Here is a 14,959-nt window from a genome sequence, read left to right on the forward strand (position 1 = left end):
GATAAGCAATTATATTTTTTCGATTTTTAAGGAGGCGAAGTGCATCCAATTAATGCACGCATGTATGAAAGTCTGTATTTTTTCTACTTGTATTGTTGATCTGCTTTATCCAGATGTCGGAAAGGCAACGGTTGAACTTCTCCAACGTTTTGGCTGCGAAACATTTTTCCCCGATAAACAAATTTGCTGCGGACAACCAACTTATAATAGCGGTTATGATCGTGAAACAATTGCTACATTTAAAAATCAACTCGATGCCCTTTTAAGTATTGACGCCGATTATATTGTTGGGCCTTCTGGATCATGTGTTGCCATGCTTCATGAATACAAGAACATTTTCAAAGATGATCCAGAGTATTCGAAGAAAGCGCAAATCCTTTATGATAAATCTTTTGAACTAACGCAATTTATTTACCGGGTTCTCGGTATTCTTGATTGTGGTGCAGAACTAGATGATACAGCAACCTTTCACCGTTCTTGCCACATGACCCGTCTTCTTGGTGAACGGACAGCCCCCATCGTTCTACTTGAACATGTTAAAGGACTTGAGCTTATTCCCCTTCATAACATTCAATTATGTTGTGGCTTTGGTGGAACATTCTCTGCTAAAGAACCCCTTCTCTCTGAAGCGATGGTTGATGATAAAGCAAATAATGTTTTGAAGACGAAAGCACATATTCTTATTGCTTGCGAGCAAACATGTTTAATGAATATTGGTGGACGAATTAACCGTCGCCGTGATGGCTCTCATATTACAATTATGCACATTGCTGAGGTCCTTAATCATAACGTTGATACTAGCCGAATCACTTATGTCAAAGATACGGATCATGTAATGGTACCAGCAAACGGAAACGGGGTGTTTTAGATGGGAATAGCCACAAGCGATAAGCCTTTTACTGAACGAATTAAAGACGCAGAAGCCGATAAATTTATGCGGGCATCGGTTGCTAAAGCACAAGACGCTCAATTTCAAAAACGAACTGAAGCACGGCGTCAATTAGGACACTGGGAAGGCTGGCGTGATCTTTCTGCTGAAATTCGTCAACACGTCATTAAGCATCTCCCGGATTACCTTGAAGAATTCAGCGATAATGTTCAAAAAAATGGTGGTCATGTTTTCTTTGCCAAGGATGGTAACGAAGCAAGTGCCTTTATCAAACAATTGGCAATCAAGAAAAACGTTCATCATGTTGTTAAATCTAAGTCAATGGTGACTACTGAAATTGGATTGGATAAAGAATTACTCACAATCCCCGGACTTTCATTAATGGAAACAGATTTAGCTGAATTTATTTTGCAAGAAGATAATTGGGATGAACCAACACATATTGTTTTCCCCACGCTGCATAAAAACCGCAATCAAATTCAAAAAGTATTTGAAAAGCTTGGTTATGACGGTGACAATGATCCTGAACATATGGCTAGGTTTGTCCGTCACTATCTCCGTAATTACTTTATGCAAGCAGACTTTGGCATTACTGGCTGTAACTTTGCGATTGCTGATAATGGAATGATTAACCTTGTTACCAACGAAGGAAATGCCGATATTAGTATGGCCATTCCTAAAACCCAGGTTGTAGTCATGGGGATGGAACGAATTGTGCCAAGTTTGAAAGAAGCAGAAGTCCTTGACAATGTTTTATGTCGAAGTGCAGTTGGTCAAAAACTAACTAGTTACTGTACTTTCTCAAAAGGTAAAGAAGCGGATGAAGCAGATGGACCAGATGACTTCTATGTTGTAATAGTCGATAATGGTCGTTCTAAGATGCTTAACACTGACTTTGAACCAATGCTGCAATGTATTCGTTGTGGTTCTTGCTTAAACGTTTGCCCCGTTTACCGGCAAGTCGGTGGAAAGGGCTATGGATCGATTTATCCTGGACCAATGGGTGAAGTTCTTTCGCCAATTTTAGGCGGTTATCAAGAATTCAAGGAATTGCCATATGCATGTAGTTTATGTGCTGCTTGCACGGAAACTTGTCCTGTTAAAATTCCCCTTCATGAGTTAATCCGTCATCACCGTTATGTAGAAATGGATGAACTTCATTTAGATCACAGTCCTTCGAATGCTCTTTTGAAGGCAGTTGGTAAAGGTACGAGCTCCCCTACGCTTTTTAATGATGCAATGCGATTTGCTCATATTGCTCTTGAGCCATTTGGCAAGAAGACAACTCCTAAAGACATTAAGAACCTTTATCCAGATGGTAAAATTAACCACCTTCCCGCAATTGCTCCTAAACTAGCTCATGGCTGGGTAGATGTTCGTGATCTTGCTGTTCCACCAAAGTACCACCAAAACTTCCGGCATTGGTATCGTCATTACGAAGAAGAGGAGGAGCAAGAAAATGACTGATTACTTACAAGAAGCAAACACCGCTAAAAATCAAGAAGACTTCTTAAATCGAATTGCAAAGGCTGCCAATCGTCCTCGCCATACGCTTGGTGAAAATCCATTTGTCCCCGTTAATAATCTTCCAGAAACTACCCTTGCTGGAAAAAGCCAAGATGAACTTCTTGAACTTGCACGCAAAAATAGCGAAGAAGTTCATGTTGATTTCCATGTTGTTAAATCAGCCGATCTTGGCCACACTCTTAATGATTTTATCCAAGAAAAGGAGATTAAAAGTTTAATGCTTCCCTCCTTTGATGAAGAAAAATGGCAAGATTATTCATTGGGGAAATGGCAAGATAATTTACGAGTAGATCCTATTTACTATTGGGAACCTGAATTTGGGCGGCAAAACATTGTAAATGCAAATAACAGTGATGGAGCAATTGGCTTTGCGGACTTTCTATTAGCTGAGTCAGGGACCGTAACAGTTGCGACCTACCCACAACAAGGACGGATGTTTCATTTTCTTCCAACTCATTACCTAGCTATTGTGCCAAAAAGCAAAATTTTACCACGTTCACGGCAAGCAATGGATTATTATCAAAAGGCAATTCAGGATGGTAGTTTACAAACATCAAACATCAACTTTATTACCGGCCCATCCAATTCTGGTGATATTGAAATGGTGTTAATCGTTGGTGTTCACGGCCCACTTGATATGGAATATGTAGTTGTTGAAGATATGTAAAAAATAAACCTTCAAGATCCCTATAACGAATCTTGAAGGTTTATTTTTTACAGGCCAATGCTAGTCTTACTTCTTAGAATTATTTTGCTTATCTTCAGCAGCAAGCTTTGCGCCTAATTCCTTAATGTATTCACGCAATTCTTCTTTAACTTGTGGGTGTTCCAAACCATATTCAATGTTTGTCTTAACCCAGCCGAACTTATTACCAACATCGTAACGGTCACCCTTGTATTCACGAGCGAATACCCGTTGAGTTTGGTTCAAAGTATCAATTGCATCAGTTAATTGAATTTCGCCGCCCTTACCTGGCTTAGTCTTTGCTAATACATCAAAGATTTCTGGAGTAAAGACATACCGACCAATAATTGCTAAATCACTTGGTGCGTCTTTAGGAGCTGGTTTTTCAACGAAGCTAGTTACGTTATAAAGTCCTGGCGTAACTTCCTTGCTAGGGTTAATTACACCATACTTTGCAGTATCTTCATGTGGAACCCGCATAACTGCAAGAGTAGATGCGCCAGTTTGGTTATAACTTTCAATTAATTGCTTCGTTAAAGCTTCATTCTTGTTGTTAATGTTATTAAGGTCATCCCCAAGCATAACAACAAACGGTTCATCCCCGATAAAATCACGAGCAGTTAAAACAGCGTCCCCTAAACCACGTGGGTGAGATTGACGAATGAAGTAAATATTAACATCAGTTGTTTCTTCAACCATCTTTAACATCTCGTCCTTGTGCTTTGAACGAAGATTATCTTCCAGCTCTGGATTAGAGTCAAAGTGGTCTTCAATAGACCGCTTATTCTTTCCATCAACAACAACAATATCTTCAATTCCTGATTTGCGCGCTTCTTCAACAATAAATTGAATTGTTGGCTTATCAACAATTGGTAACATTTCCTTTGCCAATGCCTTTGTTGCAGGAAGAAAACGAGTTCCTAAACCAGCAGCAGGAATAATGGCTTTTCTAACACGTTTCATACTTGTAAAACCCTTTCCATGTTTCAATTTCTCTCAATATCCATCCTCTAGTATTTTACCATATTTATTCGTTTTCTGAAGTAAGATCTCGGTCCATTAACTGAGAAATTGCAGTTTTGATATCTTCACCTTCATACAAAACACGGTAAAGAGCTTCGGTAATTGGCATCTGTACTTGCCGTTTACGACTTAATTCATAAGCGGCCTTAGTGGTATAGACCCCCTCGATAACCATTCCCATATTATCAATTACATCTTGAAGCTTTTTTCCTTGTCCCAATTGATAGCCAGCACGCCAATTTCGAGAATTTTTACTGGTAGCAGTAACAACAAGGTCACCAACACCAGAAAGACCAATAAAAGTCATTGGGTTAGCACCAAAAGCAACCCCCAGCCGACGAATTTCTGCAAGCCCACGAGTAATCAAAGCTGCTCGTGCATTATCATGGTAGCCAAGGCCTTGGATAGCTCCAGCACCAATTGCAATAATATTCTTTAAGGCTGCTCCAAATTCCGCACCAATTACATCGTCGTTAGTATAAACACGGAAATAAGAATTACTAAATAACTTCTGCGCCTTTTTAGCACTAGTTAGGTCCTCACAAGCTGCAGTTACAGCTGTCATATCTTTAATTGCCACATCTTCAGCATGACTCGGACCTGATAAAACAACAATTGCCTGACGATTTTCAGGAGAAATATCTTCACTAAGCATTTCTGATGGCCGCTTATATGTATTTTGTTCTAGGCCTTTTGTTGCGTGAATAATTAACGGTTTTTGGTGTAATTCAGTCAAAATTGTGTTTAATTTCTTAGCAACCTCACGAAGACCCTTTGTTGGAATCACAATCAGTATCACGCTGGCACCCTTAACAGATTTTTTCATGTCTGTTGTTGCTGTTAATTTAGTAGAATAAACAAAATCTTTCATATAGCGAGGATTTGTATGTTCAGTATTTAATTGCTTAACTTGTTCCTCATTACGAGACCATAATGTAACATCGTGACCATTTTCTGTAAGCATGTTTGCTAAAACACTGCCCCATGAACCAGCACCTAAAACAGCAATTTTTTCTGCCATAATTCTTTCTCCTTATCCAATTCAATTAATTTTTGTTTATTCCGTTATCATACCACGGAATGTTTTTATGACGTTGAACTATTAGTATTACTAATGCACTAACAAAAAACACTACAGAAAGTAACTGTGAAATGCGAATATTTCCGAGCATTAAACTATCAGTCCGCATACCTTCAATAAAGAAACGTCCAAATGCATACCACATTACATAGGTTAAGAAAATTTCACCACGACGAAATAAATGTTTGCGATGACGAAGTAACATTAGTAATGCAAAGCCAGTTAAATCCCATAGTGACTCATATAAGAACGTTGGAATTCGATAGTGACCACCAATATACATTTGGTTTATTATCCAATTTGGAATATGCTGAGCCATTAAATGCGCCCGTGTCGTAATATCACCAAATGCCTCTTGATTCATAAAGTTACCCCACCGGCCAATTCCTTGAGCCATAATAAGGGTTGGGGCAATGATGTCCATCATCAGCCAACTAGATAAATGACGGTAATGGCAAAAGACAAGTAAAACAATAAAGCCTCCTAAAATCGCTCCATATATCGCAATTCCACCATCCCAGATAGCAATAATCTCACTTGGATGCTGAGAATAATAGCTCCACTGAAATACTACATAGTAAATTCGTGCGCAAATTATCGCAATTGGGAGCGCCCATAAAAGATAATCATAAAAATCATCTTCAGAAATTCCTTCTCGCTTTCCTTCGCGAACGGCTAACAAGAGAGCCAAAACTACCCCGCTAGCAATAATGACGCCATACCAGTGAATAGTAAATGGACCAGCTTGGAAAGCAATTGGGTTTAAAGCGGCTTTTATTCCTGGATTAATCATCTAGTTTGCCGACCCCTTGTTATTTTTACTATCACGTTCTGAATTCTGCTTAATCAACTGGTTAAGGTTTCGATCAAATGTTTCAGTCGCATCATAGCCCATTGTCTCGGCCCGATAATTCATTGCAGCTGATTCAATAATAATCGCTAAATTACGACCAGTTTTAACCGGGACAGAAACTTTAGGCACAATAACGCCTTGAATTATTTGAGTATCTCCACGATCACCAAGACGATCAAACTGTACATCTGGAGTCCACGTTTCAAGATGTACAATTAAACTGATTTGATCAGAAGGCATAATTGCTCCTGTTCCATAAAGCGTAGAGACATCAATAATCCCAATCCCACGAATTTCCATTAAGTGTTTTAAAATTTGCGGAGCAGTCCCTACCAAGGTCTGTTCGTCACGAGCGTAAACTTCTACCCGATCATCAGCAATCAGTCGGTGCCCACGACGAACAAGTTCCAACGCGGTCTCACTCTTACCCACTCCCGAATCACCAGTAATGAGTACTCCAACCCCACTGATATCAACTAATACACCGTGGAGAGATTTTCGTGGTGCCAAACGTTCAAGCAAGTAAGAAGTCATGTTACTTAATATTTGGGAAGAGGTTAAATGCGTTCCTAAGATTGGAATTTTTGCATCTTCCGCCGCCTTCTTTAGCTCCTTAGGAATTGGCAGATTAGTTGAGATAACAAAACATGGTGTTTGTGGCATACACATTTTTGTCATGTACTCTTCACGTTGCTCATGAGTTAAGTCTTTAGCAAATGAGGTTTCGGTGATTCCTAACAGCTGAATCCGTGCTGCGGGGTAATGCTTAAAATATCCCGCAAATTCAAGTGCTGGCCGTGAAATGTCACTAGTTGTTATCTTACGTTGGAGATAATCTTCTCCTTGTAAGACTTTCAACCGGACCTTATCAACTAATTCTTGCACCGTTACATTGTTTGGCATTTTCTCCACTCCTTTACAATCTATCCTCGTGACTTGTAATAACTGCATTGAAAATTGCCATAATAATCGCAATCAACATTGCAGAACCAAATGACGAAAAATGAAAGTTTGCCGACCCGACAAGCATCGATGTTAGTTGTAGCATAATTCCATTAATTACAACACTAAAAAGGCCCAGGGTCAAAATATTAATCGGCAACGATAAAATTACTAAAATTGGCTTAATAGCAACGTTCAAAATTGCTAAAACAAAGCTTGCCAATGGTGCAATCCAAGCACTTGTAATATAAAACATCCCTGTTCCGGCAAATAAACCAGCAAGGGCAATAAAAAGGATTGTATCAATCAATACTCTTTTCCAAAATTCCATCATGATCTTCCATTTCTTTTAATGTCTTTTTCCTCGACATTCGTTAAAGTCCGCCGAGAACGTTGGTGAGGCTGTTGAGATGTTTTTTGTGATTCACTGAAAGACTTTAAAAATCCTAGTAAATCGGGATTTTGCGGATCAGCAGGCATTATTATTATCAAAATAATATAGATAATAATGCCTGGAACAAAACCGGTAAAAATAGTCAGTAAGACATATAAAGTACGTAAAATATTTGGCTGAATCTTAAAGTACTGGCCAATTCCACCAAATACACCAGCTATCATTCGATCTGATCCTGAGCGAGTTAATCTTTTATGTTGACTTTCGCGCACTTTACTCACTTCCTTCCAAACTAAATAACTTATTGAGGATTCTTTTGACTAAGTTTCCACTGTAGGAAAGCATCAATAAATGGATCAAGGTCCCCGTCCATTACAGCTTGTCCATTATGGGTTTCATAACCTGTTCGATTATCTTTGACTAGAGTGTATGGATGAAAAACATATGAACGAATTTGAGAACCCCAACCGATATCAAGTTGTTCGCCCTCAATTTCCGCCCGCTTTTTAGCTTTCTTTTCTTCTTCTAGTTCATACAACTTTGATTTTAACATATTCATTGCAGTAACTCGGTTTTGAAGTTGGGATCGTTCAGCTTGAGAAGAGGTTACAATCCCGGTTGGAATATGCGTAATCCGAACAGCAGATTCTGTTTTATTAATATGTTGACCACCAGCACCACTAGACCGGAAAGTATCAACTCGTAAATCTGATGGATCAATATCAACCTCAACACTATCATCCAACTCCGGCATTACGTCAACCGAAGCAAATGATGTATGACGCCGACCAGCCGCATCAAATGGGGAAATACGAACAAGCCGATGGACTCCCTTTTCACTACGAAGATAACCAAACGCATTATGCCCTTTAATTAGCAGCGTAACACTCTTGATACCCGCTTCATCACCGGCTTCATAACTCGCTGTTTCAACGGAGAAACCATGCTGTTCACCCCAACGAATATACATCCGCAGAAGCATTTCACCCCAATCTTGGGCTTCAGTACCACCTGCTCCCGGATGAATTTCTAAGATAGCATTCTTAGCGTCATACTCCCCATCAAGAAGTTGCGTTAAGCGATACTGTTCTAAAGCCTTTTGTGTATTTGTAAATGATGCTTCGAAATCTTTTTGTAAATCATCGTCCGGTTCAACCGCGAGCAATTCAAGCGACGTTTCAAGATCGCTAATCTGATCACGTAAATTCACAAAAGTATCCCGTTTTTCTTTTAAAATATTATTTTCCGCAATGACCTTCTGTGCCTGCTCATTATTATTCCAAAAGTCTGGTTGAGCCATCTCTTGTTCAATTTCTGCAATGCGCTCATCTAGTGCATCTAAGTCAAAGAGACCTCCCGAAGTGCGTAACTTCTTTTTGCATTGATTCTACTTGTTTTTTTGCTTCATTTAATTCCACAATCGAACCTCCGTTATACAACAATACGGCAGCGGTACCGCCATGGGTTACCTTACTGCCGTACCTAGTAGTAATTAACAATTAACGTGTTACATTTTGCCGAATTTCTGACTTCATGAAGAGTCGAGTAGTTTCATACTCAATATCAGCAATCATTTGTTCAAACATGTGATAACCAGCAGTTTGGTATTCAACCAATGGATTTAATTGTCCATATCCACGTAAACCAACTGACTGCCGGAATTGGTCCATGATATCAATGTGATCAGTCCAGTGTGAGTCAACCACCCGCAAAATAACAACCTTTTCAAATTCAAGCATTTGTGCTGGATCATAAAGTTGTTTTTGCTTTTCCTTATAAACTCCCTGGGCAAATGTCATCAAGTAATCTACCATTTCTTGAGGTGATTTACCTTCTAGATCCTTAACTGTGATGGTATCAGGCTTGATTAAGACTTCTTCTGCAAAGTCAACAATTCCTTGTAAATCCCAATCCTTCTTGTCACCAAGAGTATGTTGATCAACTTCACGCTGGATTGTCCGTCTAAACATTGGCATAAGAACCCACTTCAGCGACTTATCTTCAGTGATAATTTGTTGTCGCTCTTTATAAATGATTTCACGCTGTTCACGCATAACATCATCATATTGAAGAACATTCTTCCGTGAATCGTAGTTGTTACCTTCAACTCGCTTTTGTGCTGATTCAACCTGGTGAGTCAAGAAACGACTTTTAATGACAGCATCTTCATCATTAACTTTCATCCGCTCCAAGAAGGCTTTGATCCGGTCTCCACCAAATCGCTTCATTAAATCATCTTCAAGCGATAGGTAGAATTGTGATAATCCCGGATCACCCTGTCGTCCAGAACGTCCACGAAGCTGATTATCAATCCGCCGTGATTCATGTCGTTCAGTACCAATAACTGCTAGTCCGCCAATTTCACGAACGCCAGGGCCTAACTTAATATCTGTTCCCCGTCCCGCCATGTTGGTAGCGATAGTTACTGCACCCTTTTGACCGGCATTTTTAACAATTTCCGCTTCCTTAGCGTGATTCTTAGCGTTTAAGACAACATGCGGAATATTCTCTTTATCAAGCAGTTGGGATAAGTATTCAGAGGTTTCAACGGCGACTGTCCCAACTAGGATTGGTTGCCCTTTAGCATGAAGTTTTTTAATCCGATCGACAACAGCTGCAAACTTACTTTGTAACGTTGGGTAAAGCAAATCGGGCTCATCTTTTCGCTGAACTGGACGGTTAGTTGGGATAGTAATAGTTTCCATGTTGTAAATTTCACGAAATTCTTCTTGTTCAGTTTTAGCAGTACCAGTCATCCCCGCCAGTTTGTTATACATCCGAAATAAGTTCTGGTATGTAATGTTAGCCATTGTCTTGTTTTCTTCTTGAATCTCTACGCCTTCTTTGGCTTCAATAGCTTGGTGAAGACCATCAGAGAAACGTCGACCTTCCATTACACGTCCAGTAAAGGAATCAACAATTAATACTTCACCATCTTGAACCACATAATCTTTATCCAAAAGCATGATGTAGTTAGCACGCAACGCTTGATCCAAGTGGTGGGTCAGCGCAGTATTTTCTGGATCATATAGGTTCTTTAAGTTAAAGTATTTTTCAGCTTTTTTAATTCCTTCATCAGTTAATGAAACTGTCTTCGATTCAAGATCAATCTTATAATCAACATCTTTCTTTAATTGCTTAACAAACCGATCAGTTTGCTTGTACAACTTAGAAGTGCCCGTTCCTGGACCTGAAATGATTAATGGTGTCCGCGCTTCATCAATTAAAATTGAATCCACTTCATCAACTAAAGCATAGTTTAAACCACGTTGGACTTGGTCTTCTTTGTAAACAGCCATGTTATCACGAAGGTAATCAAACCCAATTTCACTATTAGTAGAATACATGATATCAGCTTTGTATGCTTCTCGTTTTTGGTCAGGGCTCATCTCTGAGTTGTTAATACCAACGGAACATCCAAGCCAATTATAAAGCTGTCCCATTTCGGTAGCATCACGCTTTGATAAGTATTCATTAACAGTAATAACATGAACACCTTTTCCAGAAATCGCATTAAGATAAACCGGCATTGTAGCAGTTAATGTCTTACCTTCACCAGTCCGCATTTCTGCAATATTACCTTCGTGGAGAACAATCCCCCCCATGATCTGGACATGGAATGGATATAGTCCTAAGACCCGCTTAGCACCTTCACGAGAAACTGCGAATGCTTCTGGCAACATATGATCCAAGGATTCACCCTTTTTATAACGTTCCCGAAATTCATCAGTTTTTGCCTGAAGCTGTTCATCAGTTAGTTCAGACATTTGTTTAGCATAACTCTCGACTTTATTTGCTATTTTGTTAATTCGCCGTAATTCACGACGATCGCTTTCAATCCATTTTTTTAGAATATTGGCCATAAAAGCGTCCTTCCTACTTTCTGGCTTAAGTCCAAAATCAATAAAAAAGTACTACTCAAGCCAATTATATTTTTACTCTAACCATAATATTTTACCACGTTCATAGTATAAATAAAAATTATTAGTATGGATATTACAAGGTGGCTATAAGTTATAAGATACAAAAAGCGCCAATGATTTCTCATCCGCGCTCTTCATATTGGCATTGACTATTCAGCTTCAATCAAGCCATAACGACCATCATTACGACGGTAAACAATGCTTGTACCATTAGTTTCAGCATCTTGGAAGATAAAGAAATTGTGTCCAAGCATATCCATTTGAAGGACAGCTTCTTCAGGATCCATTGGCTTTAATGAAACTTGCTTCGTCCGTACAATCTTTAATTCATCATCTTGTCCATCTGTTCCATCATTATCAGATGGGATGAATTCAAGGTTCTTTAAGCCCTTTTCACGTGACTTACGGTTAACCTTCGTCTTGTACTTCCGGATTTGCCGTTCAAGCTTATCAGTAACTAAGTCAATACTTCCATACATATCATTAGAAGTCTCTTCTGCCCGCAACGTTAGGTATGGAAGTGGAATTGTTACTTCAACCTTATACGTCCGGTTTGGATAAACTTTTAAGTTCACGTGGGCGGTAGCTTCAACACTATCTTCAAAGAACTTTTGAAGCTTGCTGATTCGCTTTACAACGTAATCACGAATTGACTCAGTAACTTCGACATTTTCACCACGAATATTGAACTTTAACATTGTACTTCTCTCCTTTCAGCCAAGCAATTGCTTGATCTGATATCAGAAGGACCACTCTTCTCATATCCTATTTTTATTATAGATTAGTTTGTGTTAATTAACAAATTTTATTAATACATTTTAAGAAGAATTTAACGTGCTAGTGAAACGCTACCAATCTCTTTACAGCCAGCTTGCTTAAAAAGGTTTGCCGCATGATACAGTGTCCTTCCTGTAGTATAAACATCATCAACTAAAAGAACCTTTTTATTAATTACTTTTTCTGGTGCATCAAGTATGAATGGCTGTTTAGTTGCAAGTCGCTCTTCCTTTGTCTTGCTTGATTGTGCCACTTTTGAACTTATCTTAGTTCGTAAGATCGATTGGTAAGGTACTTCGCGTAATAGACCAATAACCTGATTAAAGCCACGCGTTTGCATCGTTGTCGACGTTACTGGAATCGGGACAATTAAATCTGCTTTCTGTTCATTAACCACTTTGCTAAGTTCACGCTGAAATACCACGCATAAACGATAATCGCCATTAAATTTATAACGTTGCATATATTCTTTCATCGCCTCGTTATACCGATATAATCCTCGATGATGCAAGTACCAACCATAAAGTTTCTTCCAAGTCTGACAGTCTGCACATAAGAAACCATTTTTATTAACATTTTCTTTACCGCATCCTGCACATCCGTGATCATCCCAGCGCACAAAACTTTCTTTGCATTTAGTGCAGACTACTGGCGTGATAATTTCGCGAAAGCTAAAAATATCTTTCAAAGTTAGTTGGAAAGATATCCCTTTATTGCACAAAAGACACTCCATCTATTAACCTTTGACCTTTCCGATTCAAGTACTTCACCTGGGAAACAGCTTGATTAACTTGTCGACAATTACAATTGATCCAAAAAATAACCCGCCCAGTTGGTCGACTTTGCGAACGTCCAGCTCGACCAGCAATTTGCACTAATGCCGAGGAGGAAAAAACTGGATCATCGGCACCCAAAACATAGACATCAATTTCTGGAAAAGTGACTCCCCGTTCAAGAATAGAAGTCGTAACTAAAAAGTCGTAATCACCATCACGCATTTTTTGGACTTTTTCTAATCGTTCTAGATCACTTGCATGAACAGTAGCAAAGCGGAAAGTTGTAAAAGAATGCCGTAATGCAGCTTCAACCAATGCTAAATCTGCAATATGAGGAACAAATAGCAAAAAGTGATGGCCTTCCTTTAGCGTTTCCTGCAACTGTTGAATAACTTGCGGGGGTAATTGCTGACGTTCTAATCGTCGCCGCCATCCAAAAGCTAGTCTAACTTTTATTTGTGGAAGTAAATGCCCATGATAACGAAGAGGCAAATAATTAACAACTAATCGTTTACTTTTAATTTCTCGCAGCAAAGCATCACCTGGGGTCGCAGTTAAGTAAAGACACCCTCCGTTCTCTTTTATTGCTTGCTTAGTCGCATATAATAACGAAGCATTAGCAGCATACGGAAAGGCATCTACTTCATCAATAATTAAATTATCAAAAGCATGATAGAAACGAAGCAATTGATGGGTTGTGCAAATAGTCAGTTGGGCATAATGATAAGGTAATTCTTGTCGACCATGCAAAAGAGCAATATCACAATTAGCAAAGGCAGCTTTTAAACGGGGAAATAATTCTAAACAAACATCTACTCGTGGAGAAGCTATTCCAATTCTCTCACCACGTTCAATAGCTGCCGCAATACCTGCAAACATCATCTCAGTCTTTCCAGCACCTGTAACTGCCCATAATAATTGTTGGACATGGTCAGCCATTCCCCGGGAAATTTTTTCTGAAGCTTGTTGCTGAAGAGGCGACAATTTCCCTTTCCAGGTTAATACCGGTTCGGTAACCGTAAATTGATTTGGCTCTGGAACATGATAAAATTTATTTAACGTTGAAACGCGTCCAAGATTAATACAATGCGGACAATAGAACTCGCCTTGTGGCAAAGCGCCCAGCGATTTTGCCGTGACATGATTGCAGCGATAGCATCTGATATTACCAGCGTCAATTCTGATTGTTGGCAGTTCTTGAATTCCTGATTGTTTCACCTCATGACGCGAAGCCAAGACTCGTCTCCCATAATAATTTTCTAGATCCATTATTCACCTCCTACTTTATATATACGTAAACTAATTAAAATAGCACGAAGGAAGTTTAAAAATGACAGAACCATATTTAACAATTGCCAAAAACACTACTTATGAGCAAATAATTAAAAAATCACGATTTATTTGCTCCATTGCCCGTGTCTCCTCAGATGAAGAAGCTCAACAGTTTATTGCCAGTATTCAAGCAGCTAATAAAAAAGCTACTCACAATTGTTTTGCATACATGATTGGTGACAACGACCAGATCCAGCGAGAAAGTGATAATGGCGAGCCAAGCGGAACTGCGGGAATTCCGATCCTTGAATCGCTTAAACTTGCAAAGATCCACAATGTCGTAGCAGTGGTTACCCGTTATTTCGGCGGGATTAAGCTAGGCGCAGGTGGTCTCATCCGGGCATATAGCAATACAACTACTGAAGCAATCCACCAGGCTGGTCTCGTCCAACGGATCAAGCAAGCAATTCTAAAAATCACTGTTACCTATGATCTTCACGATCTCCTTCTTTACTACCTCAAGGAGAACAATCTTGAGGTTGCTAGTGAGGAGTACGGGGTTAATGTTGAAACAAGTATTTATGTAAACGAAACGGACTTAAAAGATGTCAAAGAAAAGCTCATTAATCGTTTTAACGACCAGCTTCAAATAACTGAGGGCGATCAGCGATTTAACGAAATTCCATATTAAAAAATTCAGGTTAGAATTTTCTAGCCTGAATTTTTTAATATTTTATTTTTCCTAAATTTCAAGAATAAGTTAGCCACTGGACTCAAATAAATAATACTGACCAATTGATTATTGGTTGATGGAGCT

At 39.1% G+C, this 14,959-nt stretch carries 15 protein-coding genes; 4 read left to right on the forward strand and 11 right to left on the reverse strand.

Annotated elements, in window-relative coordinates; all coding sequences use genetic code 11:
• Positions 1-64 precede the first annotated feature (64 nt).
• From QOS06_RS08750 to QOS06_RS08760, 3 genes are read left to right on the forward strand one after another with little or no spacing between them, the layout of a single operon-like run.
• Complete coding sequence (locus tag QOS06_RS08750) at positions 65-868, forward strand: (Fe-S)-binding protein (protein ID WP_172616828.1); 804 nt, start codon at positions 65-67, stop codon at positions 866-868.
• Complete coding sequence (locus QOS06_RS08755) at positions 869-2,356, forward strand: LutB/LldF family L-lactate oxidation iron-sulfur protein (protein WP_078009830.1); 1,488 nt, start codon at positions 869-871, stop codon at positions 2,354-2,356.
• Positions 2,349-3,083, forward strand: a complete 735-nt coding sequence (locus QOS06_RS08760) for a LutC/YkgG family protein (protein ID WP_078009829.1) — start codon at positions 2,349-2,351, stop codon at positions 3,081-3,083. The genes QOS06_RS08755 and QOS06_RS08760 overlap by 8 nt, the downstream gene beginning before the upstream one ends.
• 66 nt (positions 3,084-3,149) lie before the next feature.
• Here QOS06_RS08760 and galU read toward each other — a convergent pair whose 3' ends face one another.
• The 11 genes from galU to QOS06_RS08815 form a co-directional block, all read right to left on the reverse strand.
• The gene (gene galU / locus QOS06_RS08765; protein ID WP_003666398.1) at positions 3,150-4,064 is read right to left on the reverse strand and encodes a UTP--glucose-1-phosphate uridylyltransferase GalU; all 915 of its coding nucleotides are present in this window, start codon (positions 4,062-4,064) and stop codon (positions 3,150-3,152) included.
• A 64-nt stretch (positions 4,065-4,128) separates the two neighbouring features.
• A complete protein-coding gene (locus tag QOS06_RS08770) occupies positions 4,129-5,145 on the reverse strand; it encodes an NAD(P)H-dependent glycerol-3-phosphate dehydrogenase (RefSeq protein WP_003670459.1) in 1,017 nt (338 codons plus the stop codon).
• Positions 5,146-5,170: 25 nt separating this feature from the next.
• Positions 5,171-5,998, reverse strand: a complete 828-nt coding sequence (lgt, locus tag QOS06_RS08775; RefSeq protein WP_003670460.1) for a prolipoprotein diacylglyceryl transferase — start codon at positions 5,996-5,998, stop codon at positions 5,171-5,173.
• A complete protein-coding gene (gene hprK, locus QOS06_RS08780; protein WP_003670461.1) occupies positions 5,999-6,961 on the reverse strand; it encodes an HPr(Ser) kinase/phosphatase in 963 nt (320 codons plus the stop codon).
• A gap of 13 nt (positions 6,962-6,974) precedes the next feature.
• Positions 6,975-7,331, reverse strand: coding sequence for a phage holin family protein (locus QOS06_RS08785; RefSeq protein ID WP_003670462.1), 357 nt, complete (start codon positions 7,329-7,331; stop codon positions 6,975-6,977).
• Positions 7,331-7,666: a PspC domain-containing protein gene (locus QOS06_RS08790; protein WP_003670464.1), complete on the reverse strand. Its 336-nt coding sequence runs from the start codon at positions 7,664-7,666 to the stop codon at positions 7,331-7,333. Before QOS06_RS08790 ends, QOS06_RS08785 begins: the two co-directional genes overlap by 1 nt.
• A gap of 29 nt (positions 7,667-7,695) precedes the next feature.
• Positions 7,696-8,812, reverse strand: a protein-coding gene (gene prfB, locus QOS06_RS08795) for a peptide chain release factor 2 (protein ID WP_191980569.1) whose coding sequence is annotated in 2 segments (ribosomal slippage) — positions 7,696-8,739 and positions 8,741-8,812 — 1,116 coding nt in all. Because the reading frame shifts where the segments join, the coding sequence is not laid out codon by codon here.
• An 81-nt stretch (positions 8,813-8,893) separates the two neighbouring features.
• Positions 8,894-11,257, reverse strand: coding sequence for a preprotein translocase subunit SecA (gene secA / locus QOS06_RS08800; RefSeq protein WP_003666386.1), 2,364 nt, complete (start codon positions 11,255-11,257; stop codon positions 8,894-8,896).
• Positions 11,258-11,466: 209 nt separating this feature from the next.
• Positions 11,467-12,015: a ribosome hibernation-promoting factor, HPF/YfiA family gene (gene hpf, locus QOS06_RS08805; protein WP_003667436.1), complete on the reverse strand. Its 549-nt coding sequence runs from the start codon at positions 12,013-12,015 to the stop codon at positions 11,467-11,469.
• Between the two features lie 131 nt (positions 12,016-12,146).
• The gene (locus QOS06_RS08810; protein ID WP_003670469.1) at positions 12,147-12,827 is read right to left on the reverse strand and encodes a ComF family protein; all 681 of its coding nucleotides are present in this window, start codon (positions 12,825-12,827) and stop codon (positions 12,147-12,149) included.
• A complete protein-coding gene (locus QOS06_RS08815) occupies positions 12,805-14,139 on the reverse strand; it encodes an ATP-dependent helicase ComFA (RefSeq protein WP_003670472.1) in 1,335 nt (444 codons plus the stop codon). Before QOS06_RS08815 ends, QOS06_RS08810 begins: the two co-directional genes overlap by 23 nt.
• A 61-nt stretch (positions 14,140-14,200) precedes the next feature.
• On the opposite strand from QOS06_RS08815, the gene QOS06_RS08820 reads away from it, so the two are divergent.
• Positions 14,201-14,833 (forward strand): YigZ family protein, encoded by a 633-nt coding sequence (locus tag QOS06_RS08820; RefSeq protein WP_085680929.1) that lies wholly within the window; start codon positions 14,201-14,203, stop codon positions 14,831-14,833.
• Positions 14,834-14,959 lie beyond the last annotated feature (126 nt).

The sequence above is a fragment of the Limosilactobacillus sp. DJ3M12 genome (assembly GCF_947381695.1).
GTDB classification, from domain to species: domain Bacteria; phylum Bacillota; class Bacilli; order Lactobacillales; family Lactobacillaceae; genus Limosilactobacillus; species Limosilactobacillus kinnaridis.